At 45.1% G+C, this 13947-nt stretch carries 12 protein-coding genes; 6 read left to right on the top strand and 6 right to left on the bottom strand.

Going from position 1 to position 13947, the window contains the following annotated elements:
• The first annotated feature begins 17 nt into the window (after window positions 1-17).
• From GVO63_RS10565 to cynS, 5 genes are all read left to right on the top strand, one after another.
• Complete coding sequence (locus GVO63_RS10565) at window positions 18-1166, top strand: DUF58 domain-containing protein (protein WP_159579730.1); 1149 nt, start codon at window positions 18-20, stop codon at window positions 1164-1166.
• Window positions 1163-3229 (top strand): DUF3488 and transglutaminase-like domain-containing protein, encoded by a 2067-nt coding sequence (locus GVO63_RS10570; RefSeq protein WP_159579732.1) that lies wholly within the window; start codon window positions 1163-1165, stop codon window positions 3227-3229. The genes GVO63_RS10565 and GVO63_RS10570 overlap by 4 nt, the downstream gene beginning before the upstream one ends.
• Window positions 3230-3694: 465 nt before the next feature.
• A complete protein-coding gene (locus GVO63_RS10575; protein ID WP_159579734.1) occupies window positions 3695-4543 on the top strand; it encodes a formate/nitrite transporter family protein in 849 nt (282 codons plus the stop codon).
• A 127-nt stretch (window positions 4544-4670) separates the two neighbouring features.
• The gene (locus GVO63_RS10580) at window positions 4671-6479 is read left to right on the top strand and encodes a protein phosphatase 2C domain-containing protein (RefSeq protein WP_159579736.1); all 1809 of its coding nucleotides are present in this window, start codon (window positions 4671-4673) and stop codon (window positions 6477-6479) included.
• An 18-nt stretch (window positions 6480-6497) separates the two neighbouring features.
• Window positions 6498-6947 carry a cyanase gene (gene cynS / locus GVO63_RS10585; RefSeq protein ID WP_159579738.1) on the top strand — a complete coding sequence of 150 codons (450 nt, stop codon included), beginning with the start codon at window positions 6498-6500 and terminating at the stop codon, window positions 6945-6947.
• A gap of 102 nt (window positions 6948-7049) precedes the next feature.
• Here the strand turns inward: cynS and fusA are convergent, their stop codons facing one another.
• The 5 genes from fusA to GVO63_RS10610 all read right to left on the bottom strand — a co-directional run bounded on the left by fusA (window position 7050) and on the right by GVO63_RS10610 (window position 12534).
• Window positions 7050-9137, bottom strand: coding sequence for an elongation factor G (gene fusA, locus GVO63_RS10590; RefSeq protein WP_159494113.1), 2088 nt, complete (start codon window positions 9135-9137; stop codon window positions 7050-7052).
• Window positions 9138-9319: 182 nt separating this feature from the next.
• Window positions 9320-10417, bottom strand: a complete 1098-nt coding sequence (gene rlmM, locus GVO63_RS10595) for a 23S rRNA (cytidine(2498)-2'-O)-methyltransferase RlmM (RefSeq protein WP_159579740.1) — start codon at window positions 10415-10417, stop codon at window positions 9320-9322.
• Window positions 10410-10877, bottom strand: coding sequence for a DUF423 domain-containing protein (locus GVO63_RS10600; RefSeq protein WP_159579742.1), 468 nt, complete (start codon window positions 10875-10877; stop codon window positions 10410-10412). The genes rlmM and GVO63_RS10600 overlap by 8 nt, the downstream gene beginning before the upstream one ends.
• Before the next feature lie 45 nt (window positions 10878-10922).
• Complete coding sequence (locus GVO63_RS10605) at window positions 10923-11630, bottom strand: alpha/beta family hydrolase (RefSeq protein ID WP_159579744.1); 708 nt, start codon at window positions 11628-11630, stop codon at window positions 10923-10925.
• Window position 11631: 1 nt separating this feature from the next.
• Window positions 11632-12534, bottom strand: a complete 903-nt coding sequence (locus tag GVO63_RS10610; protein WP_159494117.1) for a transcriptional regulator GcvA — start codon at window positions 12532-12534, stop codon at window positions 11632-11634.
• Window positions 12535-12750: 216 nt separating this feature from the next.
• Here GVO63_RS10610 and GVO63_RS10615 point away from each other — a divergent pair, with 216 nt between their 5' ends.
• Complete coding sequence (locus GVO63_RS10615) at window positions 12751-13029, top strand: hypothetical protein (protein WP_159494118.1); 279 nt, start codon at window positions 12751-12753, stop codon at window positions 13027-13029.
• Between the two features lie 61 nt (window positions 13030-13090).
• Here the strand turns inward: GVO63_RS10615 and kdsA are convergent, their stop codons facing one another.
• Complete coding sequence (kdsA, locus tag GVO63_RS10620; RefSeq protein ID WP_159579746.1) at window positions 13091-13945, bottom strand: 3-deoxy-8-phosphooctulonate synthase; 855 nt, start codon at window positions 13943-13945, stop codon at window positions 13091-13093.
• Window positions 13946-13947 lie beyond the last annotated feature (2 nt).

Raw genomic sequence — 13947 nt, forward strand, 5'->3', positions numbered from 1 at the left:
CAAAGGTAAAGTGGGTTATGAATAGAGCAAAATTATCTTTGTCTCAGTACGTAAAGCGTCGGCTATTAAAGTGGCTCGATAAACGGGTACCCGCTTCTCAAGAACACCACCTCAATCTGAACAGCATTTTTGTGTTGCCCAGTGGGTTTGGTTGGTCTTTTATCATTTTATCGTTGTGTTTATTTTTACTTGGTACCAACTACCAAAACAACTTGATGCTTATCCTCAGTTATTTGTGTTTAAGCATTATGCTTTTAGCGTTGTTTTATACTCATCAAAATTTCGCACGGTTGGCACTCAAAGCCCTTCCCGTCCGCTCATTTCACTGTAATGTAGACGGTGAAATACAGCTTCAGGTTATTCCCCATGTCAACGCCTCGGCAAAAGCATGCAGCGGCACTTTATCGATTAAATGGCTTAATGTAGTGCGCAGTGCAGATGCGCACGCAAAGGCAGGCAGTCATAAAGATGACAGCGCTGTTATAGATAAACACTACCTATTTTCGTTAAACGAAGGGGCCCATACCCAAAAAGAACAAAAGCAAACACTGCACATTCCTTTACACATACCTAGACGGGGTCGATTTGCTCTTGGCAGAATGACCATTGCCTGCGACTTTCCGCTTGGCCTTTACAAGTGCTGGACTCACCTCGATTTTGACCAACATGTAACCGTATACGCAAAGCCCCAAGAAGGCCCAGTGTCTATCGATAAAATGGCGGTTAATGATGGATTAGATAGCGTAAGTCAAATAATGGAGCCTACAAGTAACGAAGACTTCTATGCATTAAACGATTACGAAGTGGGACAACCACTTAATCGGGTTTCTTGGAAACATGTCGCTAAGAACGGTAATTGGGTTTCGAAGTCATTTACCTCGATGCGCAGTGAAAGCGTTATGCTTTCAATACCGTTAAGCGTAGATGTAGAAACGGCCATTTCAGCACTCACCTATGCGACCTTATTATGGGCAGGTGCAGATCGTGTGTTTGGTATAAAATATAGAGGGCTTACCATTGCGCCTGCTCATGGCGCGAAGCATATGGAGGAGTGCCTCAGTGCACTTGCTTGTTTTAATAAGGAAAGTTCACCCAACTCTCTGACCGAGAATAAACCCGTTTCACTATCCCCCAGGTACAAAAAGACGGTGAGGTCAGTCACATGAGCCCCGTCTTGCTGCATCGATTCTTACCATTCACCGTTTTAAAAAACGGGCTTCAACAACCTCACGCTCTCGCTGTGATGGTACTTTGCGCAGCCTTCTCTTTCATTATCTATACGCTGACCGCCCCTTTGATGATATGGGTACTCGTGCTCAGTGGATGTGCGGTAATCGTCAGAGTTGCAGGCCTTAGCACGCTCCATAGGTTGCCCACAACACGCACGGTTAATCTGCTTGCCGTACTCGCGGTATTTGCTTTGTCTTGGTTCGGTTTATCAGTGGGGCTTCTCGACAGCATGATTAATTTGCTTACCATCGCCTGTGCACTAAAAATAATGCTGGTTGAAAAGAAACGTGATTTTCATTTACTTATTTGCACGTGCTTATTTTTAATTGGCTGTGGCTTTATTTCTTCCCTGAGCGTATTTGCCTGGATTGGCTACACAGGAATAGTCGCACTATTGCTTGTCGCTACGGCGATTTATCATGGTGCAGGCACTCCCGTAACGAAAAGTGTCAAGTTCGTGGGTGTACTAATTGCTCAAGCCCTTCCCATTGCACTGCTTTTATTCTTATTGCTGCCCCAACTTCCTCCGCTTTGGCAAATGCCAACGTCAAAATCTACAGAAACCGGGCTATCAGATACGGTCACACCCGGTGATATCGCGTCGCTTGCGAGCTCCTCTGAGTTGGCCTTTAGTGCCACATTCGAGAGCCCCGAAAGTGTGCCTGATGCGCCGGCGAGATACTGGCGTGCCATGACACTAGAACACTTTGATGGGAAAACGTGGTCAATCAGCGATAAACGCAAGCAGGCAGAACAACAGCTAGCGTTTATGGGCAGGTCAACGCCCTTGTCTGATTTGACGGAGAAAACCATGCCACAGGCGACAAATTATGAGCTGATTGTTGAACCCACTCAGCAAACGTGGCTTTTTGCTTTAGCGCCCTCGGCACCCGATAACTTAAAAAACAGTATTTCAGTGAGAAGCCTTTTTGATTTTACCCTGCGCGCAAATAGCCCTATTTCAAGCAAAAAAGCCTTTTACTTTCGTTACTTTCCTGAGGCACCAATAACCAACAGTATCGGCAACTTTGAAACCCAGCTCAATTTGTCGGTTTCAATGAACGGCAATGCTGAAGCAAGAGCATGGGGGCAGCAACTGGCTAAACAACATGAAAATGCGCTGGACATAGTTAACGCTGTAATGACCGAATTTAAAAATGGCGGTTTTCGCTATACACTCTCCCCGAGCGCCATGCCTGTCGAACCCATTGACCGTTTTTTATTTGAAGAGCGTGCGGGATTTTGCGCCCACTATGCTGGCGCGATGGTTTACGTGCTTCGCGCAGCCGGGGTTCCCGCTAGAATGGTAACAGGCTACCAAGGCGGAAATGCACTTAATGAGACGGTTCTTCAAATTAGGCAGTACGATGCCCACGCCTGGGTTGAAACATTAATTGATGGTAAGTGGCTACGATATGATCCCACCAGCATGGCGGCCCCGTCTCGCTTAACTTTTGGGCTTGAACGCGCGTTAGAAGAGTTTGGGGAGTCGCGTCAACCAACAATACTAAGTGATTTCAGCAACTCTGCTTTCTTTACTACCTTGCAAGGCTGGTTTCAACAGCTTGATTACTCGTGGAGTAAGTGGGTGCTGGGTTTTGATAATGCGGCTCAAACCAACATGCTTGAAGAGCTATTAGGTGCACTGACACCTCAAAAAATGCGGGCTGTATTTCTTTCTGCCATCGGCCTTATTGGGCTCATTTTAGCCTTATATTTCCTACCCAAAAGACACCAAGCCCCTCTTTCGCCTTCTCATGCCATTCTGCTACGCGCTTTAGAACACGTAAAGGCAAAAACAGGAAAAGACAGAGGCCATAAAACTTTGTCTGCCTATATGGCTGAGGTAACGCCTTTACTAAACAAAGATGCAGCCATGGCGTTAAAGCAACTTTGTGAGCACTTTGAACATGAGCACTATGCCGGAAAAAGCCAACAGGTAAGAACCTACGCAATTATGAAGGGTCACTTAACCACGTTAAAAAAGACGCTAAAATAAAACAGCAACCCAACAAAAAGTAAAAAGCATGGTGAAAAAAACTGCACCGAAAGCTCTCATTAGCACACCGTTTTAGTGCAATTTTATAAACCTCGTTATCATCATCACAGTTAACCATTTCCCCCACCCAATGCTTAACCCAATGTTTTATATAATTAATTTCACAAGCACATCGTATTTTCTAGCTTTTGGCACTTTTTTGGCAAATCACTTATCGATAGTGCAAGTCTGTCGTACTTAGCTCAGTGAAAGCTGTCAACGGACTTGAGTGCACAAAAGCGTGTACGTAAACGAAGGTTTATCTGTTAGCTAATTACAATGAACAAGTTTTGGACAAAGGCGTCCCCAGTTCTTTCTAAGGAGAGCACTGCGGACGCCTTTTTTTGATCTTCTAAAAGCATGTAGATAGCTAACTTTTAAACCTCAACTGACAACTTATTAATAACTTCAACGTGAGGTAACACCATGGCTTATCTTCTTCCCGCTGAGTTTGCGACCAAAATGGTAGATGCAGGTGAAGCAAAGATTTATATGTCTACACGAGATACTCTAATCCGCGCGTACATGGCAGGTGCAATTTTGGCATTAGCCGCCGTGTTTGCGGTGACTATTGCCGTTCAAACCGGCGTATTTCTTCTTGGCGCAGTGTTATTCCCGGTAGGCTTTTGCATGCTGTACCTCATGGGTTTTGATCTTTTAACTGGTGTATTTGTGCTCACACCACTGGCTTGGCTTGCGCAGCGCCCGGGCGTAACACCTAAACAAATTCTGCGAAATTGGGGGTTAGTATTTTTAGGCAACTTCGGTGGCGCACTCACCGTTGCTTTTATGATGTCGTTTATCTTCACTATGGGCTACAACGTTGATGGTGGCGCTATCGCTACTAAGGTTGCCAGTATTGGGGAAGCGCGCACGCTGGGCTATGCAGAACACGGGGTTGCGGGCTGGATCACCATTTTCATTCGCGGCATGCTATGTAACTGGATGGTGTCATTAGGCGTAGTCGGCGCGATGATTTCAACTCACGTAAGCGGCAAAGTATTAGCCATGTGGATGCCAATTATGCTGTTTTTCTTTATGGGCTTTGAGCACTCAGTGGTAAACATGTTCCTTTTCCCATTCGGCCTTATTATGGGCGGCGAGTTCTCGGTTATGGATTACTTCATCTGGAATGAAATTCCAACTGCGCTGGGTAATTTAGTGGGTGGATTAGCCTTTACTGGACTTACACTGTATACCACACACGTTAAGACGCTACCAAAACGTACAATCCCCATTGATAAGGCTGCGGCATCGCAAACGCTGCCCATTTAATTAAGGTATCTCATCCTTAAGCCATCACGACAAACATCTACAAAACACGTCGTGATGGCATTATCCGTTTATTCAAATGTCAGTTATCAAGTCGATGATGTTGTAAGCAGAAAAGAAGCGATCAATCATGTGTGAGCAAGCAACGCCAAGTATTGGGAACTATTCGATACCATACAAATTGAGTGTGAGTGCTTATTCAACACGTGGCGTTAAGTCAATAAACCAAGATGCTTATGTTTACCGACTTTCTTCTAACCCTCGTAATCAAAGTAGCATTTTTGTTATTGCAGATGGTGTTAGTAGTAGCACTGTAAGTCAGATTGCCAGTGATTTTGCGACTCGTCAGTTTATAGAACTGTTTGATATCGCGCCTGAGCAATGGTCGATTAAAACGAGCGCTGAGACCATAATTAGAGAAATTAATGCGCTGCTTTACACCCGTACGCAGAAAAGCCCCTTTTGTTATACCCCTGAAAAAGGTTACGTTTGCACCCTATCAGTGGCAGTTATAACCGGTAATCACGTGGATGTCTTTCACGTAGGCGACAGTCAAATTCAGGCTGTATTTAAGGATGCACACGACCCGGTTTTGCTGACGCAACCTCATCGTCATGCTTCTTGTAGCGCCCCTTTTCAGACTTACCTTTCTAACGCCTTGGGCGCAAAAGCGAGTATTGATATCGACTATATGTCGTTAACTCTAGACTCACCGTGCACTATTGCAATAAGTACCGACGGCGTTTACGAATTTGTCGCGCTGCCAAGTGTTCTTAAGAAAATCAATCACGAAGAGACGCTGGCCGAAAACCAAGCTGCATTGGTAGTACACGAGGCTTTTGATAAAGGAAGCGAAGACAACCTGACGCTGATACTTGTTCACATCCAAACTGGTCATTTTAGTGATGTTGATAAGTGCGAGCACTTTCCCCTAACGTTACGCCAAAGCGGGGCCCCCGTCCTCACCGAACTTAAAGAACTAAAGACTGGTGATGAAACTGATGGAATTAAAATTGAGCGACAGCTTTATACGTCGGCACGAAGCCATACTTTTGTTTCAACCATTCCTGCTTCGGAAGAAACGCGTACTCACCGCACTGTTGTGGTTAAAACACCGGCTACCGATTTTACTCAATCTCAAGAAATGCTAAGCGGCTTTCTAATAGAAAGCTGGTTTTCAAGACGGGTGAACTCGGTACATCTTATAAAAAGCCCAACGTTCGCTGATTTAGGTTTACCACACGCGCCTTCAGCCATTTATAGTATCAGTGAGTTCGTACAAGGCCAAACACTGGCTCAATGGGCCATTGATAACCCAACGCCCTCTTTGGAGCAGGTTAGAACTATTGTTGAGCAAGTAGGCAAAGGCTTACAAGCATTACATCGGCAAGGCATTCTTCACCGAGACATACGCTTAGAGAATATAATAATAAGCGCGCAAGGGCACTGTACCCTTATTGATCTTGGCTCAGCAGCTTTAGTCGATGCCCCCAGCCTTTACAGTCACACACCTATTCCTGGCGCGGCACTTTTTGCTGCGCCAGAATACTTCTTAGGTAATATAGGCACAGAGCGTTCTGATTTATTCTCTTTAGCTGTACTGACCTATTACCTTTTGTGTGGACGCTACCCCTACTCAACAAAACTCGCGCATTGTCGCACCCTAGCTGATCAGAAAAAACTAAAATACGAAACCGCGTTAGACCCCATGCGGCCTATCCCGGCATGGGTTGATAACGCTCTCAAACGGGCATTACATGTAAACCCCGATAAACGCTACTCATCACTGTCTGAGTTTATCTTTTCTCTTCGCTACCCAAATCCATCACACCAAACGGCCTATGAGCCATTAGTGAAACGACATCCCCTTTTTGTGTACAGATTGCTCGTGCTCGCACTTGTTTTCAGCAATCTCGTTACGCTCATTGTGTTTAACTAACCCTTTAAGGAAATGCAAATGATTACATCAAGAACCCAAGTTACCGAGATGGTCCAGTCAGCCAAAATTTTGAAAGGCATAAAATGGAGCCATATTGCAGAAGTTGTTGGTCAGTCGAAAGAGTGGAGCACCGCCGCTTGTTTAGGGCAAATGGCCATGACAAAACAGCAAGCCGAGGCCGTGGGTGAGCTACTTGAGCTTACCGATGAAGCGATTGCTTGGCTTCAAATCGTGCCTTACAAAGGCTCGTTACCTACAGAAGTCCCTACCGATCCACTTATTTATCGTTGGTATGAATTGGTGAGTGTGTATGGCACAACGTTAAAAGAATTAATTCATGAAGAGTTTGGCGACGGCATCATGAGTGCAATTGATTTTTCTATGGATTTACAGCGCGAAAACGATCCTAAAGGCGACCGTGTCAGCGTTGTTATGTCAGGGAAATTTCTGCCGTATAAAATGTACTAAATCGTAGTGCTGTAGATATAAAAAAGCCGGTCATGCGACCGGCTTTTAAATCTTTATTGAAGCGTAAGCTGACCTACGTCAGCTTACGTTCGTAAAGGCTAATTACTTAGCAGCTTTACGTGCTTTCGCTTCTTCGATTACTTTATCAGCTACGTTCTGAGGACATGCTGTGTAGTGGCTGAATTCCATAGAGAACTGACCACGACCAGATGTAATAGTACGTAGGTGACCGATGTAACCAAACATCTCAGATAGAGGTACGTCAGCCTTGATGCGAACGCCAGTAGCGCCAGCTTCTTGGTCTTTAATCATACCACGACGACGGTTAAGGTCACCGATTACGTCACCCACGTTGTCTTCTGGGCTGAACACGTCCACTTTCATGATTGGCTCAAGAATTTGAGGACCTGCTTTAGGCATTGACTGACGGAATGCACCTTTCGCTGCGATTTCGAACGCGATTGCAGATGAGTCAACTGCGTGGAAACCACCGTCGTATAGCTCAACTTCAACGTCTAGTACTGGGTAACCCGCTAGAGGACCTACTTCCATCATAGACTTAAAGCCTTTTTCGATGGCAGGGAAGAATTCTTTAGGTACGTTACCACCAACAACCGAAGATACAAACTTAAAGCCAGTGTTAGTTTCTCCAGGACGGATGCGGTAATCAATCTTACCGAACTGACCAGAACCACCAGACTGCTTCTTGTGCGTGTAGCTATCTTCGACAGCTTGCGTAATCGTTTCACGGTAAGCAACCTGCGGTTGACCAACAATAAGCTCAACGCCGTAAGTACGCTTCAAGATGTCTACTTTGATATCTAAGTGAAGCTCACCCATACCTTTAAGGATGGTTTCGCCTGAATCTTCGTCAGTTTCAACTTGGAAAGATGGATCTTCTGCTACTAGTTTACCGATAGCAAGAGACATCTTTTCGTTAGCGCCTTTGTCTTTTGGCTTAACAGCAATTGAGATTACTGGCTCAGGGAAGATCATTGGCTCTAGAGTACAAGGGTTCTTAGGATCGCACAGTGTGTGACCAGTTTGAACGTTCTTCATACCCACGATAGCAATGATGTCACCTGCCTGTGCAGATGATAGCTCTGTACGGTCGTTCGCATGCATTTCTACCATGCGGCCAACACGTTCAGTTTTACCTGTAGCAGAGTTAAGGATGGTGTCACCCTTGTTCAGCTTACCAGAGTAAATACGTACGAAAGTCAAGGCACCAAAACGGTCATCCATGATTTTGAACGCAAGCGCACGGAACGGCTCGTCAACAGATACTGTTGCAACTTCACCAGTAGGCTCACCTGTTTCTTCGTCAGTAAGATCCTGTGGATCTACTTCTGTAGGAGAAGGTAGGAAGTCTACAACCGCGTCAAGAACTAGCTGAATACCTTTGTTTTTGAATGCAGAACCACAGTATGTTGGGAAGAAAGACATATCGCGAGTACCTTTACGGATACAACGCTTGATGTCTTCTAGAGACGGCTCTTCGCCATCCATGTAAGCCATCATTAGGTCATCGTCTTGCTCAACAGCAGTTTCGATCATTTGCTCACGGTATTCTTGCGCTTTCTCAACCATGTCTGCAGGGATGTCTACAACTTCGTAGTTTTCAGGAAGACCTGAATCGTCCCAGATGTACGCTTTCATATCTAGAAGGTTAACAACACCTTTGAATTCGTCTTCGATACCGATAGGAAGCGTCATTACTAGTGGGTTAGCAGCAAGTACTTTCTTAACTTGGCCAACAACACGGTAGAAATCTGCACCCATGCGGTCTAGTTTGTTTACGAAGATTACACGTGCAACTTCTGATTCGTTAGCATAGCGCCAGTTAGTTTCCGACTGAGGCTCAACACCGCCAGAACCACAGAATACACCGATACCGCCGTCAAGAACTTTAAGTGAACGATATACTTCAACTGTAAAGTCAACGTGTCCCGGAGTATCGATGATGTTCATACGGTGGTCTTTCCAGAAACAGGTTGTTGCTGCTGACTGGATAGTAATACCGCGCTCTGCTTCCTGTTCCATGAAGTCGGTTGTTGATTCACCATCGTGAACCTCACCAGTTTTATGGATTTTACCAGTAAGCTTCAAGATACGTTCTGTTGTGGTAGTTTTACCCGCGTCTACGTGGGCGAAAATACCAATGTTTCTGTATAAAGATAAGTCTGACATTAGTTCACTTTCATTGGTTCAGAGTAAAAAAACGGCGAGATTATAAAGGATTTCTATACCAGATTTACACCTTTTTTAGCATAAACCTAAAATTCGTTAGCTTAAATCTGCGCCAGCATTAAAAATTTTTCTTAAATATCAAAAACTAATCAGTTAATGACATTTTTTGAGCAACAACAAAATCACACCTCATCTTTTGAAGTGCGAACAATCGTTACTGTAACTTCATCTCTGTCGTGGTAGAGATGTCTCACCTTCACCGCAAATGCATCTTCTAGTGCATTCAATCGGCCTTTAAGCACCGTCATGGCCTCAACGACCGTTTCATAACGCTGCTTCATAGGTAGCTTTAAATTAAAAATGGCATGAGTGGTCCAGTGCTTTACTAACCAATCACCCATTAACTTCGCTACCCTATCGGGTTGCTCTATCATATCACATACAAGGAGATCTACACGACCAAATTGTGGTCGATATGTAAACCCGTCTGCGGCGTGATGTTCAACCAGCCCCGTACTCATTAAACTGTCGGCAACAAGGCCATTATCGATGGCTTCAACATACATGCCACGCTTGACAAGTTGGTAAGTCCACCCTCCAGGGCATGCACCCAAGTCCACAGCTCGCCCGCCATCTCGAAGGACTTTCGTTTGCTGTTTGTCGGTGAGCATATTCACAAGCGCATCTTCCAGTTTAAGGGTAGATCGGCTTGGCGCATCACTTGGGAACTTTAATCGGCATATACCTAAGTGATCTGGGCTTGCGTAGTTAGGCAATGTATAGCCAATATGGCAAGTTTCAAATGACTCGAAGAAAATATGCAGTTTGGGCTTGCCGAGGTTCTCTTTAGCGGTAAGCCATCCTGCTTTTCTTAAGGCTTGGCGAAGCGGCACGGTAAACTTGCGGCAAAACTTAGCGAGGGTTTTACCCTCCTCGGTGTCAGGGTATTCAACATCAATAACCCCAAAAATAGGAAAAGGCTTGTCTATGTCTTGCAATACCTCAAGCACTTGCCCCACTCTATCCTCTTTTGCAATGTCGGTGAGTGTGGCAAAAACAGCCACTAGCTGGCGAGGAAAAATGCTCTCGTGAACCGCAAACTGTTTAATAGTGTGCTCTAGCTGAGCGGCATCGTATAAGTGGTAGAGAATGAAGCCGCTGTTCTTCTTAGAAACAGGGTAGCCATAACACTGGGCTTCACCGTATCTGGAGGTCAGTTCATTAGCCGTATCGTTTTCATAACCAGGTCGGCAATAACCCAAAATACTAGTACTAGACATCACCTGTCTCCGATTCTCGATGGGTGCCGTTCTGGCCTTCCTGCTGTTGTTTTGTAACACTCTGTCTCTTTATTAGCCCAATCACTAACAGCCCCCATCCGATAATAAAGAACATGCCACCTACGGGTGTTATCGGCCCGAATCCTTTAATACCGGTTATCGCTAGCGCGTATAAACTACCGCTAAACAAAACCGTACCAGCAACAAAACAAAACGCCACACGATTGATCCACGTTGATGCGACAACCTCTGACAATGCAGGCAGAAGCAATAAAGCTAACGCGTGATACATTTGATAACGCACGCCAATTTCAAAAGTGTTGAGCTGCTGTGCAGTTAACACGCTTTTTAATCCATGGGCGCCAAATGCGCCTAACATAACGGCTAAGCCCGCTAATAGTGCACCTGAAATAAGGTACGGCCTAGCAACGTTGGCTGAACTGGGATTTACTTTTTTCATTAAATTAATCTTTCGCTTTCGTTTTTGGTGTGATCATCGCCATTATTACGTCAAGACACGGTGTATAAACGCCCTTGTTAACTCGGCAGCGCTGATAATATGTTCTTGCTGCGTTTTACCGCTTGCTTTGCGAGGCTTGAAGCTATGATCGCCGTCTTCTAAAAAGACGCATTCAATGTCTGTAGATAACACGCTGTGTTCTTTGTAACTTTCTACTTCGCTCTTAGTACCAAAGGTATCTCGTTCCCCCTGAATAATCAGCAAAGGTTTTGACGCCGTTTGCAGATGTTCAGTTCGCGTTTTCTCTGGCTTACCAGGTGGATGGAATGGATAACCCAGTGCTATCGCGCCTTTTACATTGCTCGTCGCTTCATACACCATAGTTGCCATGCGGCCGCCCATCGATTTTCCACCGATAAAAACAGGCAAATCATTCAAGGCTTTATTATCTCTGCTACATGCCTCTATTACTGCCATGAAGTGTGACATAAGTTTATCGGCTTTGTCTGGGGGTCTGCGCTTGCCTGTCGCTTTAATGGTTTGCATGTAAGGGAAATTAAAAAGCACCGTTGAAATGCCGTTAGCAACAAGCGCTTTCGCCATAGCCTGCATGAACTCGTGCTCTTTTCCCGCCCCCGCACCGTGTCCCAATATCAAGCAAGCAATAGGTGCACTGGCCTCATGCACGTCAATGTCAAAAATAGATGCCTGGACGGTGTTGGTTAGGTCTTCCTTTGAGTTTGCATTGTCCATGTTACAGCAAGTCCTCTTGTTCCGCTTCAACCAGTGCTAAAATCCACTCTCTGAAAGCGGCAATTTTACCTAATTCAGCCTGAGACTCTTCGCATACCAAATAGAACGCATCGCGACTCTCTACTCGTTCTTCAAAAGGCATCACTAACCGCCCTGCTTCGATTTCGGGCCTCGCCAATACCGTATTGCCTAACGCAATGCCTTGACCTAATGCTGCAGCCTGCAACACCAGCATAGAGTGACTGAAAACGGGACCTTGGTTAACATTCACACCAATGACGCCCACGTGCTTTAACCAATTTTTCCATGCTGTGCGGCTTAAGTCGTGAAGCAGCACGTGGTGCCGTAAATCAGACAGGCTAGACAAAGGCTTTGGGCCTTGAAAAAGCATTGGTGAGCAAAGGGGCGTTAAAAACTCTCGGTGTAGCTGATCAGCTTGCAGACCAGCCCAACGACCTTTACCGTAATAAATTGCAACGTCCACATCGTCTTCTAAAAACCCCTCGTCAAAGTCTACCGCTTTGATGCGTACATCAATATCTGGATGTGCCAAACTAAACTTATGAATACGAGGAACCAACCACTGGCTTGCGAAGCTCGGTGGCATGGCCACCGTAATGGCACCTTTACTGCCCTTAGCAAGCAGTCTTTCTGTTGCATCTTGTAAGTGCTTGAAGATGTCTTTCAGTTCTAGAAAATAAGCCTGACCTTCTTCGGTGAGAAGCAAGGTTCTGTTTCTTCGCAGAAACAGTTTCATCGATAAGAAATCTTCAAGCGCTTTAATTTGATGACTGACCGCTGCTTGGGTAACAAACAGCTCATCGGCCGCCTTAGTAAAACTTAAATGGCGCGCCGCTGCTTCAAAAGACTTTAGGGCATTGAGAGGGGGTAAACGTCGATGCATATATCGTTTTTAATCCAGTGTGACTGAAGCATGACAATTTCATTAGTTTTTCTAATGACAACCCATACTTTTACTCGTTTTATTTTTCACCACCCACTGACTATAATTCACCCGAAATTAAAAAAGAGCATTTAATTTCAGTATATTATGATGATTAAATGTTAAACACTTTAACATTCATCAACAATTTTTTAATTATTTTTATTAGGTGTGAAAATGAAAAAACTACTATTAGCTAGCGTTTCTGTAATGGCTTTCGCAAGCGCTGCTGCAAATGCTAACGCACAACCAGAAAAGATCAATCTACAATCGTTAATCAACACGGCAATGACCAGCGTAAAAATGGCTGAAGTATTGCCAGAAAACGATGCACACATCGTTGTTAAGAAACAATCAAAAGCAATTTTAGCTGAAGAGATCCAAGTTCAGCTTCACAAGAACTTATTAGCAATGGCTAAAGGTGAAGAGCGCATAAACGTTTCCGAAGCGGAATAAGCACCTCACACACCTGATACGCATGCCGGTGCTTGCACCGGCATACGCCATCAACACTTGCTTAGGTATTACTCGTATCTAACGGGTCGAAACCTTTCACTAATTCATCTAACGCTTTCATTTGCTGTAAGTAAGGCTCTAGTTTAGCCAACGGCAATGCACAAGGTCCGTCACATAACGCTTCATCAGGGTTAGGATGTGCCTCAATGAAAAGACCTGCTAAACCCAACGCCATACCGCTTCTTGCTAGCTGTGCCGCTTGCGCACGACGACCGTCTGCCGATGTCGCGCGACCGCCTGGCATTTGAAGTGCATGCGTCGCATCGAATATTACTGGCGCATATTCTTTCATTGCGTCCATGCCAAGCATATCCACAACTAAATTGTTGTAGCCAAAGCAGCTGCCGCGTTCACAAAGGATGACCTTATCATTACCTGCTTCGCCTAGCTTTCCAATAATATGGCGCATTTCATGGGGCGCTAAAAATTGAGGCTTTTTAACGTTAATGACGCTACCTGTCTTTGCCATTGCAACTACAAGGTCTGTTTGGCGTGCCAAAAAAGCAGGTAGCTGAATAACATCCACCACCTCGGCCACTGGCGCAGCTTGATGTGGTTCGTGTACATCGGTGATAAGTGGAACGTTAAACGTCGACTTTATCTCTTCAAAAATACGTAGCCCCTCTTCCATTCCAGGCCCTCGATATGAGGTAACCGAAGAACGGTTTGCTTTATCAAATGAGGCTTTGAAAACGTAAGGGATGTTTAGCTTTTGGGTTACTTCAACATAGTGCTCGGCTATGCGCATAGCGAGCTCACGAGACTCAAGTACGTTCATTCCGCCGAATAGAACGAAAGGCAAATGGTTGGCAACATCGACGTTGCCTACACTAATAATCTGTTGAGATTCAGACATTA

The organism is Alteromonas sp. KUL106 (genome assembly GCF_009811415.1).
Classification (GTDB): domain Bacteria; phylum Pseudomonadota; class Gammaproteobacteria; order Enterobacterales; family Alteromonadaceae; genus Alteromonas.